At 58.3% G+C, this 24,484-nt stretch carries 26 protein-coding genes; 3 read left to right on the top strand and 23 right to left on the bottom strand.

The window, feature by feature from the left end:
* Window positions 1–26: 26 nt before the first annotated feature.
* From Q8X51_RS25730 to Q8X51_RS25710, 5 genes are all read right to left on the bottom strand, one after another.
* Complete coding sequence (locus tag Q8X51_RS25730) at window positions 27–881, bottom strand: FAS1-like dehydratase domain-containing protein (protein ID WP_407694248.1); 855 nt, start codon at window positions 879–881, stop codon at window positions 27–29.
* Window positions 882–2,039 (bottom strand): serine hydrolase domain-containing protein, encoded by a 1,158-nt coding sequence (locus tag Q8X51_RS25725; protein ID WP_407694249.1) that lies wholly within the window; start codon window positions 2,037–2,039, stop codon window positions 882–884.
* Window positions 2,040–2,060: 21 nt separating this feature from the next.
* Window positions 2,061–2,822, bottom strand: a complete 762-nt coding sequence (locus tag Q8X51_RS25720; protein ID WP_407694250.1) for an enoyl-CoA hydratase/isomerase family protein — start codon at window positions 2,820–2,822, stop codon at window positions 2,061–2,063.
* Window positions 2,819–4,420 (bottom strand): GMC family oxidoreductase, encoded by a 1,602-nt coding sequence (locus Q8X51_RS25715; RefSeq protein ID WP_407694251.1) that lies wholly within the window; start codon window positions 4,418–4,420, stop codon window positions 2,819–2,821. The genes Q8X51_RS25720 and Q8X51_RS25715 overlap by 4 nt, the downstream gene beginning before the upstream one ends.
* Window positions 4,421–4,493: 73 nt before the next feature.
* Entirely contained in the window at window positions 4,494–5,741 is a 1,248-nt protein-coding gene (locus Q8X51_RS25710) for a cytochrome P450 (protein ID WP_407694252.1), read from the bottom strand.
* A gap of 641 nt (window positions 5,742–6,382) precedes the next feature.
* On the opposite strand from Q8X51_RS25710, the gene Q8X51_RS25705 reads away from it, so the two are divergent.
* The 3 genes from Q8X51_RS25705 to Q8X51_RS25695 all read left to right on the top strand — a co-directional run bounded on the left by Q8X51_RS25705 (window position 6,383) and on the right by Q8X51_RS25695 (window position 9,069).
* Entirely contained in the window at window positions 6,383–7,306 is a 924-nt protein-coding gene (locus Q8X51_RS25705) for a LysR family transcriptional regulator (RefSeq protein WP_407694253.1), read from the top strand.
* Between the two features lie 160 nt (window positions 7,307–7,466).
* On the top strand, window positions 7,467–8,723 hold the full coding sequence (locus Q8X51_RS25700; protein WP_407694254.1) for an NAD(P)/FAD-dependent oxidoreductase: 1,257 nt from the start codon (window positions 7,467–7,469) through the stop codon (window positions 8,721–8,723).
* Between the two features lie 25 nt (window positions 8,724–8,748).
* A complete protein-coding gene (locus Q8X51_RS25695; RefSeq protein ID WP_407694255.1) occupies window positions 8,749–9,069 on the top strand; it encodes a 2Fe-2S iron-sulfur cluster-binding protein in 321 nt (106 codons plus the stop codon).
* Window positions 9,070–9,129: 60 nt separating this feature from the next.
* On the opposite strand, the gene Q8X51_RS25690 is transcribed toward Q8X51_RS25695, so the two are convergent.
* The 18 genes from Q8X51_RS25690 to Q8X51_RS25605 all read right to left on the bottom strand — a co-directional run bounded on the left by Q8X51_RS25690 (window position 9,130) and on the right by Q8X51_RS25605 (window position 24,466).
* Window positions 9,130–9,549, bottom strand: coding sequence for a carboxymuconolactone decarboxylase family protein (locus Q8X51_RS25690; protein WP_407694256.1), 420 nt, complete (start codon window positions 9,547–9,549; stop codon window positions 9,130–9,132).
* Between the two features lie 28 nt (window positions 9,550–9,577).
* A complete protein-coding gene (locus Q8X51_RS25685; RefSeq protein ID WP_407694257.1) occupies window positions 9,578–10,402 on the bottom strand; it encodes an SDR family NAD(P)-dependent oxidoreductase in 825 nt (274 codons plus the stop codon).
* Between the two features lie 10 nt (window positions 10,403–10,412).
* A complete protein-coding gene (locus Q8X51_RS25680) occupies window positions 10,413–11,429 on the bottom strand; it encodes a phytanoyl-CoA dioxygenase family protein (protein ID WP_407694259.1) in 1,017 nt (338 codons plus the stop codon).
* Between the two features lie 126 nt (window positions 11,430–11,555).
* Complete coding sequence (locus tag Q8X51_RS25675; RefSeq protein WP_407694260.1) at window positions 11,556–12,308, bottom strand: pteridine reductase; 753 nt, start codon at window positions 12,306–12,308, stop codon at window positions 11,556–11,558.
* Window positions 12,309–12,323: 15 nt separating this feature from the next.
* Complete coding sequence (gene folE / locus Q8X51_RS25670) at window positions 12,324–12,947, bottom strand: GTP cyclohydrolase I FolE (RefSeq protein WP_053136170.1); 624 nt, start codon at window positions 12,945–12,947, stop codon at window positions 12,324–12,326.
* Between the two features lie 55 nt (window positions 12,948–13,002).
* The gene (locus Q8X51_RS25665; protein WP_407694261.1) at window positions 13,003–14,175 is read right to left on the bottom strand and encodes an NADH:flavin oxidoreductase; all 1,173 of its coding nucleotides are present in this window, start codon (window positions 14,173–14,175) and stop codon (window positions 13,003–13,005) included.
* A gap of 20 nt (window positions 14,176–14,195) precedes the next feature.
* The gene (locus tag Q8X51_RS25660) at window positions 14,196–14,774 is read right to left on the bottom strand and encodes a nuclear transport factor 2 family protein (protein ID WP_407694262.1); all 579 of its coding nucleotides are present in this window, start codon (window positions 14,772–14,774) and stop codon (window positions 14,196–14,198) included.
* A gap of 7 nt (window positions 14,775–14,781) precedes the next feature.
* Window positions 14,782–15,378: an SDR family oxidoreductase gene (locus tag Q8X51_RS25655; protein ID WP_407694263.1), complete on the bottom strand. Its 597-nt coding sequence runs from the start codon at window positions 15,376–15,378 to the stop codon at window positions 14,782–14,784.
* A gap of 16 nt (window positions 15,379–15,394) precedes the next feature.
* On the bottom strand, window positions 15,395–15,754 hold the full coding sequence (locus tag Q8X51_RS25650; RefSeq protein ID WP_407694265.1) for a hypothetical protein: 360 nt from the start codon (window positions 15,752–15,754) through the stop codon (window positions 15,395–15,397).
* A 267-nt stretch (window positions 15,755–16,021) separates the two neighbouring features.
* Window positions 16,022–17,032: a zinc-dependent alcohol dehydrogenase family protein gene (locus tag Q8X51_RS25645; protein ID WP_407694266.1), complete on the bottom strand. Its 1,011-nt coding sequence runs from the start codon at window positions 17,030–17,032 to the stop codon at window positions 16,022–16,024.
* A 33-nt stretch (window positions 17,033–17,065) separates the two neighbouring features.
* Complete coding sequence (locus Q8X51_RS25640) at window positions 17,066–17,611, bottom strand: nuclear transport factor 2 family protein (protein WP_407694267.1); 546 nt, start codon at window positions 17,609–17,611, stop codon at window positions 17,066–17,068.
* 67 nt (window positions 17,612–17,678) lie between these two features.
* Window positions 17,679–18,800: an acyl-CoA dehydrogenase family protein gene (locus tag Q8X51_RS25635; protein ID WP_407694268.1), complete on the bottom strand. Its 1,122-nt coding sequence runs from the start codon at window positions 18,798–18,800 to the stop codon at window positions 17,679–17,681.
* Between the two features lie 9 nt (window positions 18,801–18,809).
* Window positions 18,810–20,027 (bottom strand): acyl-CoA dehydrogenase family protein, encoded by a 1,218-nt coding sequence (locus tag Q8X51_RS25630; RefSeq protein WP_407694269.1) that lies wholly within the window; start codon window positions 20,025–20,027, stop codon window positions 18,810–18,812.
* Between the two features lie 40 nt (window positions 20,028–20,067).
* The gene (locus Q8X51_RS25625; RefSeq protein WP_407694270.1) at window positions 20,068–20,847 is read right to left on the bottom strand and encodes an enoyl-CoA hydratase/isomerase family protein; all 780 of its coding nucleotides are present in this window, start codon (window positions 20,845–20,847) and stop codon (window positions 20,068–20,070) included.
* 16 nt (window positions 20,848–20,863) lie between these two features.
* A complete protein-coding gene (locus tag Q8X51_RS25620) occupies window positions 20,864–21,754 on the bottom strand; it encodes a crotonase/enoyl-CoA hydratase family protein (RefSeq protein ID WP_407694271.1) in 891 nt (296 codons plus the stop codon).
* A 23-nt stretch (window positions 21,755–21,777) separates the two neighbouring features.
* A complete protein-coding gene (locus Q8X51_RS25615; RefSeq protein WP_407694272.1) occupies window positions 21,778–23,313 on the bottom strand; it encodes a class I adenylate-forming enzyme family protein in 1,536 nt (511 codons plus the stop codon).
* Window positions 23,314–23,423: 110 nt separating this feature from the next.
* Window positions 23,424–24,206: a 2-oxo acid dehydrogenase subunit E2 gene (locus Q8X51_RS25610; protein WP_407694273.1), complete on the bottom strand. Its 783-nt coding sequence runs from the start codon at window positions 24,204–24,206 to the stop codon at window positions 23,424–23,426.
* 29 nt (window positions 24,207–24,235) lie between these two features.
* Window positions 24,236–24,466 carry a biotin/lipoyl-containing protein gene (locus Q8X51_RS25605; protein ID WP_407694274.1) on the bottom strand — a complete coding sequence of 77 codons (231 nt, stop codon included), beginning with the start codon at window positions 24,464–24,466 and terminating at the stop codon, window positions 24,236–24,238.
* Window positions 24,467–24,484: the final 18 nt, after the last annotated feature.

Here is a 24,484-nt window from a genome sequence, read left to right as displayed (position 1 = left end):
CTAAGTCACTGAATTACGGCGCGGGGTCAAGCCAGCGTGGCAGTCGCTTCCATGCCAATTTCCCCATCGGGCCCTTGAGCCCACAGCAGCAGCCTTGCCCCGTTGTCAGCGGGTAAGGCACACAGGGTGATCGGTGCAGTATCGAACAACGGCCGCATGGCGCGGAAACTGAAGTGTTTGAGCCTGACACCCGGCATCTGCCGATGGAATAAATCCATCAGCAAGGTTGCAATCAGCGGGCCGTGTACCACCAACCCCGGATAACCCTCTACGGCTTGTGCGTAAGGTCGGTCGTAATGAATACGGTGGCCGTTGAACGTCAGTGCCGAATACCGAAACAGCAGCACGGGGTCCGGGGTGATCTCCCGGGTCCACAACGGCTTGCGCAGCGTCGGTTCGATAGCCTGTAAGGGCGCCCCTGGCTGCGGATGATCACGGTAAACCAGATCTTGCTCTTCGCGGATCAGCACGCCGCCTGAATCTGCGAGTTGGTGCTCCAACGTGACGAATACCAGCTCACCGCTACGACCGCTCTTGTGGGTGACATTAAGAATCGTCGAAGTCCGCTCGACCGAACTGCCCACCAATGGACTGCGCAGAAACTCCAGCCGCCCACCGGCCCACATTCTGCGAGGCAGTTCGATGGGCGGCAGAAATCCGCCACGTCGCGGATGACCGTCATCGCCTATAGCCGACTGTTGTGCAAGCGGCAAAAAGTACAACCAGTGCCATAGCTCCGGCAGCGCATGCTCCAGCCCAACACAGACCGGCTCATGCTCCAGCGTCGCGGCCAACGCCGTCATGGGCACCCGCGTGAGCTGGTCGCTCTGATGTTCTTGCCGACCGATCCAGGATTTCAAATGTTCGATGTCAATGCTCATTCAAATACCCAATGCCTCACGTACTGCCTGGGCAATGGGCAGCAACGGGTCTTCTTCCGGACTGGTCGGGTTGAACAGCTTGTTATGGCAGATCGCAACCGCCAGATTGACATCCGGGTCTGCCCAGCCAATCGAGTTGCCTTGGCCCGGATGGCAGATCGCGCGGGGGTTCTGCACGCAGGTCACGGGAGGGTAGTTGCCGCCGAACCAGAAACCACCGATGGTGATCGGAATCGGAAAGCCGAACATCACCGGGTCAGGCTCTTCACTGTTGGCTCGCGGCGTGTTCAGGGTCGCGACCAGCGTCCTGGAAAGCAGGCGTACCCCGTCGAGTTCGCCACCGTTGGCGAGAAACGCCCAGAACCGCGCCTCGGAGCGGGCGTTGAATATGCCCCCTACCCCCGCGACCTCTGCCCGCCGCACGTCGGCCCGCTCGAAGACTTCGGGAACCAGCGCAACGGCGTCGGGCATCGAGGCGCTGAACAGCGGTGGCAGGTACTCCGCAGGCACCGACACCATGGCATTGGTTTGCCTGGCGACACGCGGCTCAACCTCATCGGTGATGCCGATCCACAGGTCGGTAATGCCCAGCGGCTCAGCGATTTCCTCGCGCACAAAACGGCCAAAGGAGCGCTGTTTGCTATCAACCCTGCGGACCAGTTCGCCGATGATCCAGCCGAAGGTCATCGACAGGTACAGGGTCTTGGTGCCAGGCGTCGCCAACGGCTCCAGGTCTGCGATGGCCTGCGTCATCCAGTCCCAGTCGCACATCAGCTCCGGGGTCACACCCTCGGGCATTTGCGGGACACAAGCGCGATGCGTCAGCACATCACGAACGGTGGTCAATGCTTTGCCATTGGCAGCGTATTCGGGCCAGTACCGGCTGACCGGCGAGTCGTAATCGATCTGGCCTCGGTCGGCGAGAATATGCAGGGCGGTGGCCGCAACGGCCTTGGTCACCGAGTAGACATTAAACAGCGTATCGCCATCGACCGCTTGTGTTCGCGCTTCGTCCGTGTAACCACTCCAGGCGTCGATCACCAGCTTGCCATTGAGGTAAGCAGCCACCTGAACACCGACTTCACCGCCTTGGGTGGTGGCCAGGTCCAGCGCTTTTTGCACGATAGCTTGAGCGTGGGCATCTAAAACGTGAGTCATTGAAAAACCCTCTTGTGACCGTTATTGAGTCATGGCGATCGTGGCCAGACCTTCCATTGCCAGGCCGTAGCCCAACTCCTCCAAAAGCCGACGCTTGATCGGTTGAGTGAAGGCGACACGGGTATAGCGCAGGGTATGCAGGGGCTTGCTCGCCAGTTGCCCAGCCAGTTCCCAGGCCCGCGCCAGCAGCTTGTCCGCGGGCAAGACTTCGGCGACGACGCCCAATGCCAGCGCTTGAGCGGCACCCAGGCGCTGACCGGTCAGAAGGAAGTAACGCCCTCGATTGGCCCCCAGCAGCATCGGCCAGACCACCTGTACGCCATCGCCGGGGACGACGCCGTGGACGAAGTGCGCCAGATCGGCCAGCTCCGTGGTTTCGCTGGCCAGTACGATGTCCGACAGCACCGGGATTTCGGCATGGATGTGCGCCGGACCATTGATGGCACCAATGACCGGGACTTCAATGTCCAGCAGGTTCATCAGCAAATCCTTTCCTTCACGCTGCAAGCGGTGCCAACCTTGCGACATGGGTTCACTGGGCATTTCGGCCATGTTCATCGCTGCGCAAAACGCTTCACCGGTACCGGTAATAATCAACACGCGGACTTCAGGGTCGCGGGCAATCTCACGAAAGCAATCACCCAATTGGGTGTGGATGCTGCCCTCCAACGCCCCCCATTTCAGCGAGCCGCCGTCGCTATGCACCGACAACTGCACAATGCCGTCCCTGCGCGCCAAGTGAATGTTTGCGAAGCGCTGTGCGTAATCCTCGAATCGACTCATGACGCGTCCTCCAGAACCAAATCGGCTGCATGCCATGCTATAGCCATCACTGGCCCGTTGGTGTTGCCTGAAACCATCGTGGGGATTACCGACAAATCCATCACGCGCAATCCCTCAACGCCTCTGACCCGCAGTCGCGGATCCAGGACGGCATCGTCATGCGAGCCCATGGCGCAGGTCGAACAGGCATGAAACCCCGACTGCCCACGCTGTCGAAACTCAGCAAGAATTTCCTCGTCGGTCTGCACTTTCGGTCCCGGATGCGTTTCTTCCAGGACCATATGATTCATCGACGCACTGTTGACGACTTTGCGCATGAACCGAAACGCGGCCACCGATACCTCACGGTCGTAAGGATCGCTCAGGTAATTGGTGATGATCTGTGCAGGCTGAGCCGGGTCCGCCGAGGTGATCTGTACGCTCCCCAGACTGCGCGGACGCAACGGATAGGTAAATAACTGCATACCCGGAAAGGTTTCAAACCCATAGGATGGCGACGAAAAGTCCAGCGAATAAGGGGCCATCATCAATTGCGCGTCGGGGCGATCAAGCCCGGGACGGCTTTTGAAGAAGCCACCGATTTGATAAGAGCCCAGTGCCATGAGGCCGGCTTTCGTCAGAAAGTAACGCAAGGCATTTTTGATCAACCTTACACCGCTGAACTCGCGGTTTTGGCTGTCACGCCAATGGCGCAGCCGCACCTGCAGGAAATACAGCAGGTGTTCACGCATGTTGCGGCCAACGTTAGGATTATGCGCAACCACGGGGATTCCGAGCGTTGTCAGGTGTGCCCTGTCGCCGACGCCGGACAGTTGCAAGAGACGTGGAGTTTCCAGAGCTCCCGCACTGAGTATGACCTCACAACGCGCAGTATAAGACACCAACGTGTCGCCCTTTATGCACTCGACACCTATAGCGCGCGTGCCTTCGAATAGCACCCGCCGCACTTGGGTATCAGTGACGACGGTGAGGTTCGTTCGCTGACGGACCGGGCCAAGAAACGCTTTTGCCGCACTCTGCCGGACACCGCCGCTGATGGTGTAGGTCAGGTAGGCCACGCCTTCGTGATCGAGTCCGTTGATATCGTCGCGCAGCTTCAACCCCAGGCCCTTGCAGGCATTGACCACGGCATTTCCCAGCGCATTACGGTCGCTGTAGGTGGACAGCTTCAAGGGGCCTTTACCGCCGCGCAGCTCACTTTCCCCCAGCGCGTGGTTCTCGATACTGCGGAACGCCTTGGCCATGGTATTCCAACCCCAGCCGGTGGCGCCGTTGGCTTCCCAGTCATCGTAATCCTGTGGGTGGCCGCGCATGTAGACCATGCCGTTGATGGCGCTGGAGCCGCCCAGCATCTTGCCGCGAGCCCAAATCTCGGTGGTGCGACCAGTACCTGGGTCTGTCGTCACCGGAAGAAACCAGGCGTGTTTCGGGTCCGACAGTAACTTGCCGAACCCTTTGGGCATGTGGATCAGCGGGTTACGGTCTTCAGGCCCTGCTTCGATCAGCAGGACGTTATTGCGCGCATGCTCAGAGAGGCGGTTAGCCAATACGCAGCCGGCCGAACCCGCACCGACGATGATGTAATCGAAATCTTTCATTGGGCTTAACTCATCAAAAGCCCGTCATGGCCGCATTGACCATGGCGGAGCTGGAGCCTGTGCGTGGAGGCTGTCAACCAAACTTCACGTGAATCGAATGCGGCACCCGCATCATCGTTCCACGCACTTGGGGAGCCGGCTTGTCCGGATCAAGGCGCAGGTTTGGCAAGCCCTCGAGAATCGCCGTCAAGGCACGAGTCATTTCAACTCGGGCCAGGTGTTGACCGATACAGACATGAGGACCAAAGGAAAACGCAAAATGCCGGTGCTGAGGCTTGCGGAAAATATTGAAGGCATCCGGGTCGGGGAATTTACTCTCATCACGGTTGGCCGATCCCGCCACCACATCGATAAAGGTACCCGCCGGGATATTGACCCCTCCCAAGACCGCATCAGCACGCGCGTAACGGCTCTGCATCAATACCGGCCCATCCCAACGCAATGCCTCTTCGATTGCCTGAGGAATCAGCGAGCGATCATTGCGAATAGCCTCCAGTTGCTCTGGATTGGTCAACAGCCCCGTCAGCAACACACTGGTGCCGCGATAGGTGGTATCGCCCGCAGCATTGACCAGTTGGCGCAAGAACGAAATCAGCACATTTTCCGGAAGATATTCGCCATCGACTTCTGCCAATGCCAGAGAACTGACCAAGTCATCGCCCGGATTGGCGCGGCGTTCGGCCACCAGCTTGATAAAGTAGTCGCCCAGCTTGCGCGACGCTTCCGTGCCGTGTTCGATGTCCACCGACACCACGGTCTGGGCAATCGCCAGCTTATGGAAAATCTTCGCGTCTTCAGGCGGCAACGCCAATTGGCGATAGATGATGTGGAAGGGATAGTGCAGGGTGAACTCCTGCACCAGGTCCGCTTCGCCTCGGCCTTCGAACGTGCTCATCAAGTCCCTTAACACCGGGTCGACTAGCGTTTCACCCCAGGCGGCGACTGTTTGCGGCAAAAAGGCTTTCTGGAAAATCCGGCGAAACCGTGGATGCTCCGGAGCATCCATGGTCGAGATGCTCTGGCCGAAGCTGATGCCGATGTTGTAGTCGTAGGCATGATTGCCGTAGGTGGCCGGGTCGCCCAATACCTGAGCCACCTCGTCATAGCCGAAGACGCTGTAATACTGCGCATCCGCTGGCTTGGTGATGTCTGCGTACAAGCCCATCAACGTCCGATATTCGCCTTTGTGCAACGAACCCTGGCGACGCATTTCGGCAATTTTGGCGTAGGGATCAAGGTGATCGCCAAACATCAACGCGTCTTCCAGGAACGGGTCAAAGGAAGGATCGTCGAAGTCTTCAATATTCAGTTTTGCACCCATTATTATTATCTCCGCATCGCGTCGGGTATCGGTATGCGCTGGCCACAACATCATCGAAGGCGACCTGAAGCCGCTTCAGAAGGCGCATCTCCAACATACACGAACATTGTTCATATATGCGAACCTCGTTCACTATAATCACGGAGTTCCAAGGCGGCAAGCAGCTCCTCGAATAAAGTTGATCCGCGCCAAAGTGGCGCACTTCATCACACAAACATCCACTTTCAACACAGCCGCCCTCCCCCATCAGCTTCGATACGTTGGGCGACAGCGCACGCGGCCTCAAGGTTAAAGTCGGCAACAATGACCTGCGCCCCCACGCGGGCAAAAAACTCGGCAATGCTTTGGCCAATGCTTGAATCCGCGTCGGTCACAACGGCGGTCTTGTCGCCCAGGCGAAACACAGTTTGTGTCGTTACTCAAGAGGGGCATCCTTGGCTGAATTATTGTTATTGACTCGCGCGCCCTACGGCACAGCGGCTGCAGGGCTAGCACGGATGGCTTCGCCCTCGCGTTCGCTGACCCAAAAGGAACTCAGCTGAACGCTGTTCAACCGAATTAATCTATGGAGTCTTTATCCGCTAGATAAACCTGCATAAACCGTATTAATCTTTCAATTATCTTGAAGAACCGGCAGGCCCATGGACAAGTTGCGCTGTATGGAAGTCTTTCTTGCCGTGGTCGACCGCGGCACCCTGAGTGCAGCTGCGGCGAGCCTGGGGCTGTCTCCGTCGATGGTGTCGACTCACCTGAGCAACCTGGAATCAGACCTCGGCGTCAGGCTGCTGAATCGAACCACAAGGAGCCTGAGCCTGACCGGTGAAGGCGTGACCTATCATGTGCACTGCCAACAAATTCTCGATCAAATCAGCGGTGTCGAAGCCGAGCTGGCGGGCAAAGGCGGCACGGCACGTGGGCGGCTGCGACTGGACATCCCCAGTACCATCGCCCAGCACCTGATCATGCCCCTGCTCCCGGCGTTTCGACGGTGTTATCCAGCTATACACCTGGATTTTTCCGACTCGGAGCAGATCCTCGAAACCGTGGAAAACCAGTACGACGTGATGATACGGCTGGGCCTGCTCCGGGACTCCGGAATGATCGCCAGACCGCTCGGCCATTCAGCCCTGCTGACTGTTGCCTCACCGAATTACCTGGCCCAACGGGGAGTTCCGCTGACGCCTGACGACCTGCATGGACATGAGTGCATCAACTATCTGATAGAGCGTACCGGCCGTCTACTTCCATGGTCCTTCCAGCAGGGGGGACAGCCGATCGAGATACAAGCCCAGGGAGGGTTGTCGATCAGCCAGGGCAACACGCGAATCGAAGCCGCCTTGAATGGCCTCGGCATTGTTCAGGGAATGGCTTTTCATTTGAAAAGTCTATTGGCGTCGGGGCACTTGCAACAGGTGTTGCCAGACTGGGTTTCGATGGCGCCCACGCTGGAAGTTCTCTATCCGCGAGGCCGCAGGGAATCGCGCAAGGTCCATGCATTTGTCGATTTTCTTATTGAGCATTATCCCCCGGGGCGGGAAATCATAGCGCCCGCCCGTAACCATTGAGAATGGTGCCCAGACCCGGTTAAGCCGGCCATCTTTAGCATGAGGCGGTTTGACAGCCATCACACAAATCGTTCACTATATGAAACAATGTTCATAATAAATCCAATAACGACAATCATGACGGCTGTGCTCAAGGCCCTCATAACAGGTCAGGTGAACAATGACTGAAAACACCCATCGCACCGCAGTGATCGTTGGTGCCGGGCACGCCGCCGGGGAGTTAGCCACCAGCTTGCGTGACAATGGTTGGAGTGGCCGGATAGTCTTGATCGGTGACGAACCCCATTTGCCCTATCACCGCCCGCCTCTTTCCAAGACCTACTTGTCCGGTGCGGCCACGGCAGAAAGCCTCTTGATCAAATCCGCTGCGACCTACATCAAAGCCAACGTCGAGATCATCAATAACATGCGGGTCTTGTGCATCAATCGACAGCATAAAACCGTCGAATTGGCGAATGGTGATTTGATTGGCTACGACAAGCTCGTACTGACCACCGGTGGCCGCCCTCGCCCGCTGTCGGTACCGAAATCGAGCCTCGCCGAGCAGTCGGGCAATTTTCATTACTTACGCACCATGGGTGACGTCGATGCCATGCGTCGTCAGTTTGAACCCAACATGCGCCTGGTCATCGTGGGGGGTGGCTACGTCGGTCTGGAAGTGGCAGCCGTGGCGGTCAAGGTGGGCCTCCACGTCACCGTGCTGGAAGCCTTTCCTCGTGTACTGGCCAGGGTCACCGCGCCGGAACTTTCAGCCTTCTATGAGCGCAAACACCGCGAAGCCGGCGTGGAGATTCGCACGGGCGTGCAGGTCAGTGACGTAGAGATGGACAGTTCGGGCGACGCGGTATCAGCAGTGCTCTGCGCCGATGGCACTCGAGTACCGGCGGACCTGGTGGTGGTCGGTATCGGCCTGATCCCCAATACCGAGCTGGCGCAGGAGGCAGGCCTCGCCGTCGACAATGGCATTCTGGTCAATGAGCATGCACAAACCAGTGATCCAGATATCTACGCAGCCGGCGACTGCACCAATCATCCCAATGCATCGCTGGGGCGGCGCTTGCGCCTGGAGTCGGTCCCCAACGCTCTGGAGCAGGCCCGTACCGCAGCGGCGGCGATCTGCGGCAAGCAAAAGCCCTATAACGTCATCCCCTGGTTCTGGTCTGATCAATACGACCTGAAGCTGAAAATGGTCGGTTTGTCCCAAGGCTACGATCAGTTGGTGGTGCGCGGTTCGCTGGACAGCGATTCGTTCAGCGCCTTTTACCTCAGGGACGGGCTGGTGCTGGCGGCCGATACGGTCAATCGTCCGCCTGAATTCATGCTCGCCAAACGTATCATCGCCGACCGCCTGCGATTGGACCCTGAACAGCTGGCAGATGACAGCATCCCGCTGAAAAGCCTGTTACCGACCCAGTGATTTCCCTGGCCTGAGAATAACAACGATGCCGAAACTTACGTTTATCCAGCACGATGGCACGGAACAAACCGTGCAGGCCGAAGTGGGTCAGTCGGTGATGCAGATTGCCGTAAATACTCAGATTTCAGGGATTCTCGGAGACTGTGGCGGGAGTTGCAGTTGCGCAACCTGCCATGGCTATGTCGAACCTGAATGGGCCGCGCACATGCCAGAAGCCGCCTCTTATGAAGTCGACATGCTCAGTTGCGCTATGGACGTGGACGACAGAAGCCGACTGACTTGCCAGATCAACATGACTCCCGAACTCGATGGCTTGATTATCCGCCTGCCCGCTTCGCAGACCTGAGTGCTTCTGGCGCGCCCCAGCAGCCCGTCGCACCGCACAGTGCGACGGGCGATTGTGGAGCTACAACAAGCCGCTTTCGTCGGCCTTTTTCACCCCACCGTCCAACCCGCGCTCGCGCAACACTTCAATCGCCACCGTCAACGCACTGGAAATAGCCGGAAAGCCCACATACGGCAGTGTCTGAATGATGATTTCCTGCAGCTCCAACACCGTCAGACCATTGTTCAGGCCGAAGCGCAGGTGGTTTTTCAATTCGGCCGGTTGGTGTTGAGCAATCAGCGCGCCAATGACCACAGCGCTTCGGTATTTGAGTTCCAACCCTGGACGTGACCACACGCTGCCAAACGCATGCTCGATGGCCATGCGCGCAACATCGGCGGCAAAACCACCCGAGGTGGCCCCCGCCTCTATCGCTTTGGCGAACTCAGGCCCCATCATCCCGACCATCAACTCATGCCCTGCTTGCCAGTTCTCGTTCATTGTTATTGTTCTCGTCGTGAAGAAGGGGTCAGATTTCAGATTGAACCTGACCATAGGCAGTCAGCGGTGCAACCTGCGTCACACCGCCATCCACAGGCAGGCAGATCCCAGTGATGAACCGTGCTTCGTCGCAGGCCAAAAACAGGCACGCAGCGGCTACATCCCAGGCGTCACCCTCCATGTTCAGGGGCGCGATGCCACGGCGCAGCGTACGCATGCTGTCGTTAAGCAGACCGTCCACCAACGGCGTAAAGATGTGCCCGGGCGCGACGGTGTTGGCGCGTAGCCCCTGGCGGCCATACATCACCGCCAGCTCACGGGTCATTTGCACCATCGCCGCTTTGGATGGTCCATAGGCGACCGAGCCGTGGCCTTGCAAACCGGCAGTCGAGGCGATGTTGAGCACAGCCGAACCGGGCTTTGCCAAGAGGTGAGGCAAGGCGTGCCGACTCATCAAAAAAGCACTTTTGAGGTTAACCTCCAACACCCGCTGCCACAGTTCAAGGGGATGCTGTTCAAAACGCTGCGGGCCGGTGGCGATGCCCACATTATTGACCAAAATGTGCAGCGCCCCGTACCGCGCGACCGTGTCGCTGACGAAGCGCTGGCAGTCCTCATCGGACTTAACATCACCGGCGCAAACAAACGCATCGCCGCCCGCCTCGACAATCATCGCCAGAGTTTCTTGCGCGCGCTCGGGGTGTTGATCTACCAGGCAGACCCTGGCCCCTTCCCGTGCAAACTGGTAAGCGATGGCCTTTCCGGTGCCCACGCCTTTGCCCTGGGAGCCCGCGCCGGTAACGATGGCGACTTTGCCGGCCAGCCGTGTATTAAAAACAGTGGGTAATGGCATCGAAGACTTCTCAGTGCGGCGGACGAATAAGGGTGGCGCGGCCGTCGCTGAAGGCAACAATCGCAGAATCACCGGCCTTCATGCGCTGGGGAATTTCATCCAGCGGGACCTTCTTGCCGTCGATACCCCGGCAATAGGTTTGCGTATCGACGACGAATGTCCCCGTGCGCCCATCGTCGCCGACCAGGCTGACCGAACTGCTGGATAACGCGGTCAAGGTGCCGATGATCGGGGTGTGCCCCGAGGCGCCCATGATGCGAATGTCCATCGACAAACGAAAACGGTCCGAGTAGTTGGCCAGCCCGCTGTGCGGGGTGTTGATATGCATCAGCAGCACATCGCCGGGTCGGTAGGTGGTTCGCCGCCAGGCGTGATCAGGGACAGAGCCATTGGGGATAGGAAACAACGGAGGCGTGTTCACATCGTGCAAATACGGCCCTTTGTGCATGCCCTCGGCCAGGATCAGGCCACCCACCTCATCGCTGATCACTGACAACGGAATCCAGCAAATCAGGAACGGAATACCGATGTTGTAGAAACCATCCTGATGCAAGTAATCCAGACGGCTGGGTTTGCGCTCTGCGGTGGGCGGCGTGGCACGGTACTCCACGGTTGGAATCCAGAACGGTTGGTCGTCCAGCAAGCGCTGGAAGAACGCGTGGATCGGCGGTTCCTGGACAAAAGGGCGCCAGATTTCACGTTCGACCAAAGGCTCCATGCGGAACGGGAATCCGTCGAGACTTTTGCCGCTGTAGAGCGCCTCGGCATCGTCCTTTTGAGTAACCCCTAACTGATCCAGTAAATCCATGTAGACGCCGCGTAAACGGGATACCGATGCCTGGTCAAGGACATCACGGAAGAACCAATAGCCATCGCGTTCCCAGGCTGCGTTCAGTGCCTGGCGGTCATCGAGCAAGTCGTTGGAAACATTCAACTCTCGCATCGGCGGTTGGTTTGATATAGGCGAAGAAATATTCATCAACTGCTGCCCTTTCTTGTTGTCGTTGTCGAGCATGGGTACCCGCATCAGCACCCCAGCACTGGACTGATACTAACGAGAAGGCGACGCCGGATAATCCGCCTTACTACCAAAACACCTTTCAGTTTTATTGATTAATCACTCGAGATACCACAGCCAGATCAACGGATAATGTCAAAGGTGGGCTGACCGACCACCATCCACCGCAAGAATTTGGCCGCTGATATAAGGTGCGTCCGCCAGCAGAAACAACACGGTGCGAGCGATGTCATGGGGTTCACCCGTGCGTTTGAGCAATGTGGAATCGATCATCATCTGCCGCGTTGCCGCGTCGAATAACCCATCCGAAGGCCATGCGATGGCGCCCGGTGAAACGCCATTGACCCGTACGTGTGGCCCCATTTCGATGGCCAGCGCTTTGGTCAGCCCCAGTAGCCCGGCCTTGGCTGCGCAGTAGGTCGAAAAGCCTTCGATTGGTCTCTCCGCATTGATGTCGACGATATTGATGATGGCGCCACCGGTTTCCTTCAGGTGTGGCCATGCCGCTTGGGACAGAAACAGCGGTGCCTTGAAGTTACTGCCGATCAGGTCGGTCCAGGCCTGTTCGTCAATACTGCCCAAAGGAGTCGGGTAGAAACTGGAGGCGTTGTTGATCAGCCCGTCAAGACGGCCATAGCTTTCAACCGCACGCTGGACCAATCCTGCGAGCGCCTGTGTGTCCAGCAGGTCGGCTTGCGATAAGGTGACAGAGCCCGGGCGCTCCCAGTTCAGCCGTTCGGCCAGCTCGTGGGCGTCCCCGGCGCTACGGCGGTAATGCAGAATGATCGAGGCGCCGGCATCGTGCAGGGCTCTGACAATGGCTGCACCGACGCGCTTCGCGCCGCCCGTGACCAGAATCGCCTTGCCGTGGAGGGACGAATTGGACATTGCGTATCTCCTTACTCAGCTGTTGGCAAACCGTGGGTGAGCGGCAAGACCGATGATCGCCAGCAGTTCGCGGCGGGTTTCGCCATGATCGCGGAACGCGCCGACCATCCGGCTGGTGACCATCGAGACGCCCGCCTTGTGCACGCCACGGGTGGTCATGCACTGGTGAGAGGCCTCGATGACCACGGCCACGCCGAGCGGTTGAAGCACGTCACTGAGTGTATCGGCGATCTGCACGGTCATTTTTTCCTGAATCTGCAGACGCTTGGCGTAGACCTCGACCAAACGCGCAAGCTTGGAAATCCCCACCACGCGCTTGTCTGGCAGATAGGCCACGTGGACCTTGCCAATGATCGGCACCATGTGGTGTTCGCAGTGACTTTCGAAACGGATATCGGTCAGCACGATCATCTCGTCGTAGCCTTCGACTTCTTCGAAGGTGCGCGACAGAATTTCTCGTGGGTCCTCAAGATAACCTGCGAAGAATTCGTCATACGATTTGACCACCCGTCGTGGCGTATCGAGCAGGCCCTCACGATCGGGATCATCGCCGGCCCAACGAATCAGGGTACGCACTGCCTCTTCGGCTTCGTCACGGGTGGGCCGTGCCTGGATTTGAAACTGTTCTTTGACCGTCATCACACCACTCTTCTTCATGCTTTACGGAGGCATCTCGGGGAAACCCAATGCTTGATCAGGTCAATACGCTCAGGGATTCATTGCTAAAGGGTTCGAACACCTGGCCCTGGCGGGCCTTGCTTGCCCAATTGGGGTCCTGCAACAGGGACCGACCGACACCGACCAGGTCGAACTCGCCCCGCTCATAACGCGCCATAAGCAGTTGCAGGTTGTTCGTGGAGTGAGCCCCACCCTGTTTGTTGCTGTCGTACATACCGTTTTCCAGCCCAACACCGCCGACTGTCATGCTCATGCAGCCGGTGACTTTTTTGGCCCAACCCGCCAGATTCAACTCACCGTCGCTGCCTGTGACGTCCGGAAACTCGGCGCGATTGAAATAGCGCACGCTGGCATCGAAAACGTCGACGCCGGCCTCGGCAATCGGTAGCAGAACGTCCTGCAACTCTTCGGGTGTCGCCGCCAGCCGAGCCTTGAAGTCCTGCTGCTTCCATTGGGAAAAACGGAACAGGATCGGCAGCTCCGGACCGACCGCCATACGAATGGCCTTCACTACCTCGACGGCAAAGCGGCTGCGCGCTTTGCGGTCACCGCCCCAGGCATCGGTGCGCGCGTTGGTCACGCTCCACAAAAAGGTATCGATCAAATAACCGTGAGCGCCGTGGATCGCGATCCCATCGAAACCGAGCGCCTTGGCATGAGCGGCACTGCGCGCATAGCCCGCAATGACATCGGCGATGTCTTCTTCGCTCATCGCCGTGGTCGGCACCAACTGTGCCGCCACGTAGTCGGCGGGCGATGAAGTGAGCCCCGCAGGTGGTCCCCATATCCCGGAAGGACGCGAGGACGGTATAGACGGGTTAGGGCCGGTCCCCTGCAAACGCATCACCCCTTGGTGCCACAGTTGCGGAAAAATACGCCCACCCACGGCATGCACCTGCTCGACCACCCGACGCCAACCGGCTAACGCCGCTTCGCCGTAAAGATGCGGCAGGTCGCTTTCGCCGATGCCCGCCTCGCCCAAGGCCGAGGGATGATCAACGCCGACACCTTCGGTGATGATCAGACCGGTTTCGCCTAGTGCCCTGCGACTGTAGTAGCCCGCGACGTCTTCACCTGGCACGCCACCAGGGGAGAAGTTGCGGGTCATGGGCGCCATCACGATACGGTTGTTCAAGCGCAGAGATCCGAGCTGCAAGGGTTCAAATAAAGGTGCGACAAGGTTGGACATGGAGTGCTCCTCGCAGGCAGTCATGGTTGCTTCGTCAGGCGTTGGCGCAGTTCACTGGAACTGCGCGACCAAAAGGTGTCCCAATGGGGGAAGCTGCTCGGCAAGCGCGGTTCAAATCGCGGCTCGGAGTATTTACCCGGCCAGTGCTGCCATTGCGGAACCCCTGGACGTTGCTGCCAGTCGGTGGAGTACCAATGACGTTCGTCACGGCGTTCAAAGAACCATTCCCCGTCACGCCGCACATAGCTGTCGAAGTAACAGATGGCCATGACCACCCAGTGTTCACCGTCTTCATGTTCGGCGCGGCAGTACACGGTGCCGGTCGCATGGTCGGCATCCTGCAAGTCGATGGTGTGACCGCAGATCTGGTGCACGCTGCGGTAGAACGCCTGGAGAATCGATTCCGAAGCGTAAAAGTCCTTGAGCGCCGCACGCCCTCTGCCTCGGCGGCCACAGTCCACATCGTCGGTAAACAGCGCGACCAGTGCATCTAGGTCACGACCGTCGACACTCAGGGCATAACGCGATGGAAGTTGCTGAATAGCCAGTTGCGCTTCAACCCTTTCAAGGCGCTGTTCAAGGGTTTGAACTTGACTCATCGAATGGTTACTCCTGAGCAATGGCCATGGCGCGGCGCTCATCGGCGTAATAGGGCTGATGCGCCAGAAGCCCGCCGTCCACGTTGATCACTTGGCCGGTCACGAATGCCGCTTCGTTCGAGGCCAGATACAGGGCTGCGCTGGCGATGTCCTCCACCGAACCCAGGCGTGGCGTGAGGTGATGTTCAAGCATCATTTGGCCGGCAGGGCCGGCGTAGCCCTGCTCGGTGGCGGGCGTCACGATCAAACCGGGTGAGATGGCATTGCAACGAATGCCTTCTTTGGCGTGCTGGGTCGCGATGTACCGAGTCAAGGTTTCGATCCCGGCCTTGAACACTGCGTAGGCGCTGTACCCGAGTGCGCCGGCCTGGGCGGAGCCGGAACTGGTGTTAATGATCGAACCACCACCCCCCTGACGCATCGGCGCGATCGCCATGCGGCTGGCGAGCATGCACCCGCGCAGGTTGATGCGCAGGGTGTCATCCCAGACCTGAGTATCCATCTGCTCGACGGGTGAGTCCTTGAACTGGGACAAATGGGTTGCAGCCGCGTTGTTGAACAACACGTCCAAAGCGCCAAAGGTCTTGAGGGTAAAATCGATCATGGCGCGGATCGACGTTTCATCGCCCAAGTCCACTGTGACGGCAACCGCTTTGCCAATCGTCGGAAGACATCGAAGTGATGGGACGGAGAACCAGCGAGGCCGACGGAGTCAAGGCCACAACAACGGCATCAACCTCACCCAATTGCTGAACGGCCTGCCGAAGCGCCAAAGCCAGCCCCGATTGGGAGCTGAACTCGCTCTCGCACAACGCATTCACGGTGCTCGCGTGCACCGCATCGGTGACCAGGCTAACGCTGGCGCCTTGCGTGATAAGCCCCTGCACCAGGCTGTCTGCGGCACCGAAACCCATGGCGATGACAATAATTTTTTTATCCTTGGCGCATTGCAACGTCACGGATATTGCGTTGACAGTCATGCACACACTCCCGGTTTTGTATATTTTTCGGAGCCGAGTTGTAAGAATTGCGGCTGTTGCTGAAAACGCCATTCATTCACTTATGTAAACAGTGTTCACATTTCATGTCAAGCCGATGGACGATTGTCCTGTCAAGCATGAACGTGCGTTGGGGCTCTGGTGAGAACAGACAGTGTCGGCGCATAACAATAACCACGGGGGGACATGTTCCTGCCGCACGGAGAGGAAGAGCGGGCGTCGCAATGTTTGCGACGCTGCTCTTGACAATCAATCGATACGAACCACCACCTTTCCAACGTGCTTGCGTTGTTTCAGATGGGTAAACGCTTCAGGGACTTGTTCAAAACTGAACACCCGGTCGATAACCGGCTTGAGTCGGTGTAAGGCAATGGCGCGATTCATCTGCTCGAACTGCTCGCGACTTCCGACGCCGATGGTATTGACGCCCAATCCTCGGTAGAAGAATCCCTCACTGAGTACGGGGCTCCCGGATAACAACCCGACCACACTGATACGCCCGCCAATACGCGTCGATTGCACCGAGCGCTCGATGGTTTCGCCACCACCGACTTCCACCGTAACGTCCACTCCCTCCCCTTCGGTGCAGTCCAGGACCTGCCGATGCCAATCCTCATGGACGCGATAATCGATCAGGTGATCGGCGCCCAATAACCGTAAATGTTCAAGCCTCTCGGCGCTGGATGACAACGCGACGACCTCAGCCCCAAATAGCATGGCCAGTTGCAGCGCGAACACCGAAACGCCGCCACTGCCCTGTACCAACACGCGCTGTCCGGGGAGCAGCACACCTTGCGCGCAGAGCGCCGACCAGGCGGTGAGTGCGGCACACGGCAAGGTCGCGGCTTCCTCAAAGGATAGATGCGCAGGCACCTTGACCAGCTCCTCTTCGGACACACAGGCATATTCAGACAAGGTGCCGTCCACAGAGCCCCCACGCCCTAGAATAGCCCGACCCAGAGGCCTCTCACCGGCAATCCAGTGTGGATGAAACGTCAGGGCAACATGATCACCGACACACACCCGCTGCACCCCCTCACCTACCGCGACCACTTCTCCCGCGCCATCAGAGCAAGGCACGAGATCGGGTTTGCACAGCTGTTGGTATCCCCCGGCGAGGATTATCAGGTCACGAAAATTCAGCGAAGCGGCCCGCAGCCGCACCAGCACCTGACCCGTTGCCGGCGCTGGCGCCGCGTCGGTTTCACGAAGGCGTAAGCCATCGACTCCGCCATAGTGCGAAATGACATAGGAACGCATGGTTGCCTCCAGAAGCTTGATGGACGAACAGAATCAGACGGGTTGGCGGCGTACGTTCAGCGGGCGCATCCAGGACACGTCGTCTTTCGACCGGGCACTGGTGGCGTTACCCATCTGCAGCTGTCGAAACACCTCTGGTATCTCGGCGGGCGTCAGTCCGTTGATGCTTTCCGTGACGCACACCCGTGCCGCAATGGCCCAATGACCGTCACGCTTTTCGAAACGATCAACGTAGCGCCCCACCGCGACCGTGTCGGGCTTGGTGCGATTTTCACCGAAGAACAGCCAGTAGGTTTCGGCGTGTGCGGTATCACCCTGGATCTCGGCCGTATGGTTAGTGATGATGTGATGGTGTGAAATCTGGTATTCGTTGTGGTAGGCGAAAGCCCAGTCGATGAAGGCTTCGCGCCCCCCGCAAAATGCACCATGATCGTCAGTGGCGTCCTCGTGATAAACCGTGCGCAGCAGGTCGCGGTCAAATCGGTCTACTGCCCGGCAATAGCGGGTGACGCAATCTGAAATGGCTTGGCGATCGAGCAACAGCCGAACACTGGCCAGCAGTTCTTCGGTGACGTTCATGAGCAAGACTACCTTTTTTTATTATTGGGAGGCTCTCGGGTCTACGGACAGACCCGAGTGACAACGGTCAACTTTTGGCGGCAAAGCGGGCCAGGTGGTAGTCGATATCGCCGAAGTGCTTTTCCAGCAGGGTCATCAAGCGGAAGTAATGGCCCACCTGATACTCCTCGGTCAGGCCTATACCACCGTGCAACTGCACGCCCTGGGCACAGACGAACCGACCGGATTTGCTCGCGGCGGCTTTGGCGGCGGAGATAGCCTTGCGGCGCTCTTGCGGCGATTTTTCCAGGTACGCCATACCCCGGAACAGTATCGAACGGGTGTGCGTGGACTCGACAAACATTTCGGACATCCGGTGTTGCAGAGCCTGAAACTTGCCAATGGGCTGGCCGAACTGCACTCGGGTCTTGATGTATTCAGCCGTCAAGTCCATGACACCGTGCATCACCCCAAGGATCTGTGCGACCACCGCCAGTGCCCCTCGATCATGAGCCTCCTCCAGCACCTTCTGACTGGCCGATGGCTCCAGCAATAAGGCAGACGCCGGTAACTGAACAGCGTCAAACCGCACGTCGGCTGCCCGAGTACCATCGATCAACGTGTAACTATCGAGGCTGACGCCCGGCGCATTGCGGTCAACCACAAACACCGCCGGATCGCTGAAGTCGTCCAGGCTGGCGGTCACCAGCAGTTTGTCCGCCGAAGCCGCAGCCATAACCAGGGTTTTGAGACCGCTGAGGGTATAACCCTGGGCGGTTTTCACCGCAAACGTCTCGGCGCAGCAACCGACCGCAAACCGAGAGCCGTTTTCACTGTCGGCCAGGCTCAACAACAGACGCCCTTCGATCAGCGCCGGGAGCAAGTCATGTCGATGGTGGTCGTTACCGGATTGGTCGATTATTCGTGCGCACAACACCGCGCTGTTGATATAAGGCTCAAGCACCATGCCACGTCCAAAGGCCTCCAGAACGATAGCGGTTTCAGCGAATGAACAGTCCAGGCCGCCCACGTCCTCTGGCAGGTTCAAGGCGAGCCAGCCAAGGTCGGCAAATTGCTGCCAATGTTCGCGGCTGAAACCTTCGGCGCTCACAGCATGGTGACGGCGCTCCTCAAACCCGTAAGCGTCTTTGATATAACGCTCTACGCCATCGCGCAGCATCGTCTGCTCTTCAGATAGATTGAAATCCATGGTACGTCCTCAGAGGCCGAAGGCCAGCTTGGCGATAATGTTTTTCTGTACTTCGCGGGCTCCGCCATAAATGGTCGAGGCGCGCTGGAAAAAGTACATATTGCTGCGTCCTGGTACATAGGCTGGCCAGAGCTCGTCGGCGGCGCTCGGTTCATGGGCTTTGCGATTGGGTCCATGGTCGTAGAATCGCAGTGCCCGAGGCCCCAGTGCGTCGACCTGCAGCTCGGTGACCTGCTGCTGCAATTCCGAGCCCCGGACCTTCAGGGTCGAAACAACCGCATCGATGTTGTCGCGCAAGGTCTCCTTGGTCAGAATACGCAACACAGACCACTCCAACCCGAGCATATCCACCTCGATCGCCGCGAGCCGGCGACTGAAGGCCGGTGTATCAATCAACGCAACACCGTCAATTTTTTCGAGACGGGCGATGGCTTTGGCCTTCTCCAATTCACGCTTGTTGAAGTAGATGAAGGCACTGGATGTGCGTTCTTTTTCCAGCAGGTATTTGGCATAGGTCCAGCCCATCCCAGGCTCGCCGACCAAGTGCTCCTTGGGTACCCGCACATTCTCCAGAAACACTTCGGCGAGCCCGTCGCCACCATCGATGGAGATGATTGGCCGCACGGTGATACCTGGGCTTTTCATATCGATCAGCAGAAACGAAATACCACGCTGGGGCTTGACCGTCGCGTCGGTGCGCACCAGGAAAAAGCCCCAATCCGCCATCTTCGCGTCACTGGTCCAGATCTTCTGGCCATTGACAATGTAATGCATGCCCGCCTCGTCCAGCTCGGCACGTGTGCGTAGGCTGGCCAGGTCGGAACCGGCGTTGGGTTCGGAGAAGCCCTGACACCAGAACGTCTCACCCGCCAACATGGGCGGCAGAAATGTCTCTTGCTGCCAGGTATTACCAAAAGCGATCACCACCGGCGCCATCATGTGCGTGCCTTGCCAGCCGTAGTCCAGGCCGTCGGCATTCACCAGTTCTTCAAGAAAGATGTGCTTGCGCAGCGGCGACCAATCGGTACCGCCAAACGCCTCAGGCCAGTGCGGAGCCCCCCAACCACGGGCATGCAGGATTTTTTGCCACTGACGCAACACCTCACGGGGCGGCGGGTGGCAGCCTTCAAAACCGTAGCGCGCGACTTCGGGACTCACGTTTTCCTTGAAGAACTGCCGGACTTCCTGGCGAAATGCTTCATCTTCGGGGCTGAATTCGAAATGCATGGTCTGACCTCTGTCAGGTGAAACGTCGAGGACGTCGGGCCTACTGCCCTTGGAATTCGGGTTTGCGTTTGTCGCGAAAGGCCTGACGGCCTTCTGAGGCGTCGGCGGAATTGACCGCCAACGCCACGGCATTCAATTCAAGCGCCAGGTACGCTTCGAAATTGCCGAACGTCGCGCGAAACAGTTGCTTGGTCAATCCGATGGAAAAGGTCGGCGCCTCGGCCAGTTCCTGGGCAAGTGCTTGTGCGGTCACCATCAATTGATCGTCCGTCACAACCTTGCTCGCCAGACCGATCTCAAAGGCCTCACGTCCGCTGAGTGTGCGGTTCAGATACATGATTTCCTTGGCCCGAAACTCACCGCAATGACGTGCCAACAGATGCAGCATGCCACCCTCGGGGACAGTGGCCCGGGCCAGAAACGCCGGAATGAACTTGGTGGTTTCGGAGGCAACCAGTTGATCGGCGCACATCGCGAACGACCAGGCGATGCCCACCGTCGCGCCACGAACCGCCGAGACCACGGGTTTATTCAGGTTGTAGAGTTTCAGTGCCACTTGCTGATAAGGCACCAACGAGCGCCGAGCATGGCTGACGCTCATGCGCACCGGGGCCGAGCCCGACCCCTTGACGTCAGCCCCCGCGCAGAATGCGCGACCGGCCCCGGTCAAAATCAAGGCGCGGATTTGCGGGTCGCTTTCCACGCGGTCCAGGTGCTCGATAATCAACTCCAGCATCTGTGGCGTCAGTGCGTTCAGGCTGTCCGGACGATTCAGGATAAGGGTTGCCACCGAACCGTTGACTGTCAGTTCAACATCCATTAATGCGCTCTCCAATTCACTCTTCGCCACGGGCGTAGAGCTTGATCATTCCGTCACCGAACGGTTCGTCGCGGCGTTTAAGGGCATCTTTCAAGCCCAGGTTCTGCATGTCTTCCTTGAACTGGGTGCGGCGGGGGCCTTGACATTGATGGGCCCGGGAGTCGTTCTCCACGGCCAGCCGTTGCAAGGTTTTCGAGCCTGACAACTCAAGCGCCAGGTTGACGATGCGTTTGTTGGCCGACAGAAGATCGGCGTCGACGAACGATAAACGCCGTGCCAACTCATCGACCACCTCGTCAAGCTGCTCGGGCGGCACAGCATCCAGCACCAGGCCCAGCTTGGCGGCATCACGCCCCCACAGTGAGTCCCCCGTCAGCAGCATGCGTTTGGCCCATTGCGGCCCCAGGTGGTAGAACCACATATGCGCCGGTGGCGACCCATTGGCCCGGGTAGCCGGAAAACCAATCCTGGCAGTGTCGGCAGCCAACACCATGTCACAGGCAAGCGCCAGGTCAGTCCCACCGGCCAGACAATTGCCATGCACGCGAGCGATGATCGGTTTGTGGATATCGGCGAACAGGTTGATGGTTTCGTTCTGCCGCTCCATCGACCAGCAATCGTCATCGAAGTTTTTCTGCGTGCCGCGATAGTCCGTCGGGTTGACGTCAGCAAGGTCGCCATAGGTGGTGACCAGGTCATAACCCGCGCAGAAGTCCTTGCCCGCGCCCTGGAGCACAATGACGTTGACCGATTTGAGGTCATCCGCTTCAAGCAGCGCCTGTTTCAATTCACGTAACAGCACGTTGTTAATGGCGTTGCGTTTTTCCGGGCGGTTGAGCGTGATCCGGGCAACGCGATCAGCCACTTCAAAGGTCACGCATTCACTCGATTGCAGCCACTTAGCCATGTGTAGTTCTCCGCTCAATGCGTTTAGACGCTGCGTTGACGCTCACGCAGGACGACTTTATTGATCTTGCCCGTGGCCATGCGCGGCAGCTCATCAATGAACTCCACGGTTTTTGGGCACTTGTAACTGGCGAGCACCGCCTTGCAATGTGCAATCAACTCTTGTTCGCCGAGGCCTGCGCCGGGACTCAAGACCACGATGGCTTTTACCGACTCACCCCAGCGCGGATCGGCCACGCCAATGACGGCGGACTCGACCACCAGCGGGTGCAGTTCCAGCGCGACTTCAACTTCGCGGCTGTAAATATTTTCCCCACCCGAAATGATCATGTCTTTCTTGCGATCAACCAGGAACACATAGCCTTGCGCGTCCTGGTAACCCATGTCGCCGGTGTGATACCAGCCGTTGCGCAAGGCCTCGACAGTCGCGACCGAATTGTTCCAGTAGCTGCTCAGTTGTGTGTCGGAGCGCAGCAGCACTTCGCCAGGCGTGCCCACAGGGCAATCCTGATTCTGCTCGTCGACGATTCTCAGCTCGATACCTGGACACGCATGGCCAACCGACTCCAGTCGGTGAAGTTGTTCAGGTGTGCCCTCGGCGACCACTTCATGGCGTTGCATGACACAGGCATTGCTTTCAGTCATGCCGTACTGGATAGAGAAGATTGGCCCGAGAAGTTCCATAGCCCGTTTGAGCAGCGGTACAGGAATCGGCGCAGCGGCCGTGACCACATGTTCAAGCGAACGCAGGTTGTAATCTGCCACACCCGGTAGATCCAGCAACGCTTGCAACATCGCCGCGACCATGAAGGTGAAGGTCACACCCTCCTCCTGGACGGCCAGCACCACGGCGCGCGGATCAAACCCTTGGTGGACGATGGTCGTCCCACCTAGCCATGCAGCCGCATTGACGAATCCGACACCGCCGATATGGAACGCCGGCGTGGTTTGCAGCACCCGCGTGGAACCTTTGAATTCGGTCATCAGGGCACAGCTGACTGCCGTGACGCACATCGCATGATGGGTGCGGACCACACCTTTGGGTCGACCTGTCGTTCCGCTGGTGTACATCAAATAGGCGTAATCGTCGGGGTTGGCGCGGATGGGCGGGCCTTGCACCAAACCTTGATCCATCGCACTTTCAAAGGACTCCGCCCAGTCAGGCCCATCCCCAATACAAATGAAATGCTCGATACCAGGCAAGTCCCGCCTCAGTTCTCCCACCACCTCGACGTATTGGGCTTCAAACACCAGCGCCTTGGGTGACGCATCCTGCAGAATGTAGAGAATTTCCCGTGGCGCCAGGCGAAAGTTCACCGTCGCTGCAATGAAGCCCGCCCATTCGCAAGCACGATACGTTTCAAAGTACTCAACATTGTTCATCGACAGAATGGCCACCCGGTCCTGTCGCCGCAGTCCCTGGTTATACAGATGACTGGACAGGCGCTTGGCACGTTCCGCGAGCTGGTGGTTAGTGATACTGCGGGAAGCCGAAATGAAGGCTTCCTTATCAGGAAAATACCGAGCATTCCGCTCGATCATCTCACCCAGTGTTTTCATCGAAATCCCGTCGTTATTATGTTGTTGAACGGTTCGAAAGGCCGCAACTGAAAACGGTCTCTTTTAGGCGAGGGTTTCCGGTCGGTACAGGTATTGATAACGCGCCGTGTTCAGGACTCCAGTGCAGCGACGTCAGCAAGTAATTCAGCCAGTTTTGCCGTAAAGCGAGCAGCATCGGCACCGTTAATGACTCGATGGTCATAGCTCAACGAAAGCGGCAACGTCAGCCGCCAATCGATGGCGTCATTGGCGCCGCGTCGAGGCTTATCCTCGGCGCGAGTCACGCCCAGGATGGCGACTTCCGGTGCGTTGACAATCGGGGTGAATGAGGTGCCCCCGAAGCTTCCCAGTGAACTGATGGTGAAACAGCCACCCGACATTTGCGCCATGCTCAGGCCCTTGTCCCGTGCCTGGGTGGAGATGCTCTGCAGCTCGGCCGCAATCTGGGCGAGGCTTTTTTTGTCGCAATCACGCAGCACCGGGACCAATAATCCGAAGCGCGTATCGACCGCCACGCCGATGTGAAAATACTTCTTCAGCACCAGGTTTTTACCGCTGCCGTCCAGTGATGCATTGAACTGTGGAAACGCCTTGAGTGCGCCGACAACGGCCTTGATCAGGTAGGGTAGCAAGGTCAGTTTGGTCGCTTCGCCGGCCGCATTACGCGCCTTGCGTTGCAACTCCAGACCCGTGATGTCCGCCTCGTCGTTGTGGGTCACATGCGGAATCATGACCCAGTTACGCGACATGTATTGCGCGGTCAGCTTTTGCACCCGCGACAGCGGCTTGCTCTCGACTTCACCAAACTCGCTGAAGTCAACCTGGGGCCAAAGCGGTAAATCACTGCCAAAGGCAGCGGGCTTCGGGACATCTACCACGGTTTCAGCGCTCATCAGACTCCCCCTTGCGTGCCTATAACGGCTTAAACGATCTCTGCCAGCACGGCGCCGACTTCGTAGACTTCGCCTTCTTGGGCCAGGATCTTCAGCGTGCCGCTGGCCGGCGCCTCAATTTCCTGAACTGACTTGTCGCTTTCAAGCGCATACAGCGCTTGCCCTTCAGTGACCGTTGCACCGTCGTTAATCAGCCACTCACTGATGGTCCCTTCGTTCATCGAGAAACCCAGCTTGGGCATAAGTACTTGTGTCGTCATCGCAATGTATTCCTTCAG

Origin of the sequence: Pseudomonas sp. Yb2C2, from assembly GCF_052112325.1 — a bacterium.
Taxonomy (GTDB): Bacteria; Pseudomonadota; Gammaproteobacteria; order Pseudomonadales; family Pseudomonadaceae; genus Aquipseudomonas; species Aquipseudomonas marginalis.
This window is presented reverse-complemented; position numbering and strand designations above follow the sequence as displayed.

What these genes read in the sequence shown, in the direction of transcription:
- Q8X51_RS25665 (WP_407694261.1), bottom strand. Translation starts at nt 14,175, where the DNA reads ATGTCCAACCTTGTCGCACCTTTATTTGAACCCTTGCAGCTCGGATCT.
- folE (WP_053136170.1), bottom strand. Translation starts at nt 12,947, where the DNA reads ATGACGGTCAAAGAACAGTTTCAAATCCAGGCACGGCCCACCCGTGAC.
- Q8X51_RS25700 (WP_407694254.1), top strand. Translation starts at nt 7,467, where the DNA reads ATGACTGAAAACACCCATCGCACCGCAGTGATCGTTGGTGCCGGGCAC.
- Q8X51_RS25720 (WP_407694250.1), bottom strand. Translation starts at nt 2,822, where the DNA reads ATGAGTCGATTCGAGGATTACGCACAGCGCTTCGCAAACATTCACTTG.
- Q8X51_RS25725 (WP_407694249.1), bottom strand. Translation starts at nt 2,039, where the DNA reads ATGACTCACGTTTTAGATGCCCACGCTCAAGCTATCGTGCAAAAAGCG.
- Q8X51_RS25710 (WP_407694252.1), bottom strand. Translation starts at nt 5,741, where the DNA reads ATGGGTGCAAAACTGAATATTGAAGACTTCGACGATCCTTCCTTTGAC.
- Q8X51_RS25615 (WP_407694272.1), bottom strand. Translation starts at nt 23,313, where the DNA reads ATGAAAACACTGGGTGAGATGATCGAGCGGAATGCTCGGTATTTTCCT.
- Q8X51_RS25705 (WP_407694253.1), top strand. Translation starts at nt 6,383, where the DNA reads ATGGACAAGTTGCGCTGTATGGAAGTCTTTCTTGCCGTGGTCGACCGC.
- Q8X51_RS25690 (WP_407694256.1), bottom strand. Translation starts at nt 9,549, where the DNA reads ATGAACGAGAACTGGCAAGCAGGGCATGAGTTGATGGTCGGGATGATG.
- Q8X51_RS25695 (WP_407694255.1), top strand. Translation starts at nt 8,749, where the DNA reads ATGCCGAAACTTACGTTTATCCAGCACGATGGCACGGAACAAACCGTG.
- Q8X51_RS25715 (WP_407694251.1), bottom strand. Translation starts at nt 4,420, where the DNA reads ATGAAAGATTTCGATTACATCATCGTCGGTGCGGGTTCGGCCGGCTGC.
- Q8X51_RS25610 (WP_407694273.1), bottom strand. Translation starts at nt 24,206, where the DNA reads ATGAGCGCTGAAACCGTGGTAGATGTCCCGAAGCCCGCTGCCTTTGGC.
- Q8X51_RS25625 (WP_407694270.1), bottom strand. Translation starts at nt 20,847, where the DNA reads ATGGATGTTGAACTGACAGTCAACGGTTCGGTGGCAACCCTTATCCTG.
- Q8X51_RS25655 (WP_407694263.1), bottom strand. Translation starts at nt 15,378, where the DNA reads ATGATCGATTTTACCCTCAAGACCTTTGGCGCTTTGGACGTGTTGTTC.
- Q8X51_RS25680 (WP_407694259.1), bottom strand. Translation starts at nt 11,429, where the DNA reads ATGCGGGTACCCATGCTCGACAACGACAACAAGAAAGGGCAGCAGTTG.
- Q8X51_RS25620 (WP_407694271.1), bottom strand. Translation starts at nt 21,754, where the DNA reads ATGGCTAAGTGGCTGCAATCGAGTGAATGCGTGACCTTTGAAGTGGCT.
- Q8X51_RS25685 (WP_407694257.1), bottom strand. Translation starts at nt 10,402, where the DNA reads ATGCCATTACCCACTGTTTTTAATACACGGCTGGCCGGCAAAGTCGCC.
- Q8X51_RS25630 (WP_407694269.1), bottom strand. Translation starts at nt 20,027, where the DNA reads ATGCATTTCGAATTCAGCCCCGAAGATGAAGCATTTCGCCAGGAAGTC.
- Q8X51_RS25650 (WP_407694265.1), bottom strand. Translation starts at nt 15,754, where the DNA reads ATGACTGTCAACGCAATATCCGTGACGTTGCAATGCGCCAAGGATAAA.
- Q8X51_RS25675 (WP_407694260.1), bottom strand. Translation starts at nt 12,308, where the DNA reads ATGTCCAATTCGTCCCTCCACGGCAAGGCGATTCTGGTCACGGGCGGC.
- Q8X51_RS25660 (WP_407694262.1), bottom strand. Translation starts at nt 14,774, where the DNA reads ATGAGTCAAGTTCAAACCCTTGAACAGCGCCTTGAAAGGGTTGAAGCG.
- Q8X51_RS25645 (WP_407694266.1), bottom strand. Translation starts at nt 17,032, where the DNA reads ATGCGTTCCTATGTCATTTCGCACTATGGCGGAGTCGATGGCTTACGC.
- Q8X51_RS25605 (WP_407694274.1), bottom strand. Translation starts at nt 24,466, where the DNA reads ATGACGACACAAGTACTTATGCCCAAGCTGGGTTTCTCGATGAACGAA.
- Q8X51_RS25640 (WP_407694267.1), bottom strand. Translation starts at nt 17,611, where the DNA reads ATGAACGTCACCGAAGAACTGCTGGCCAGTGTTCGGCTGTTGCTCGAT.
- Q8X51_RS25730 (WP_407694248.1), bottom strand. Translation starts at nt 881, where the DNA reads ATGAGCATTGACATCGAACATTTGAAATCCTGGATCGGTCGGCAAGAA.
- Q8X51_RS25635 (WP_407694268.1), bottom strand. Translation starts at nt 18,800, where the DNA reads ATGGATTTCAATCTATCTGAAGAGCAGACGATGCTGCGCGATGGCGTA.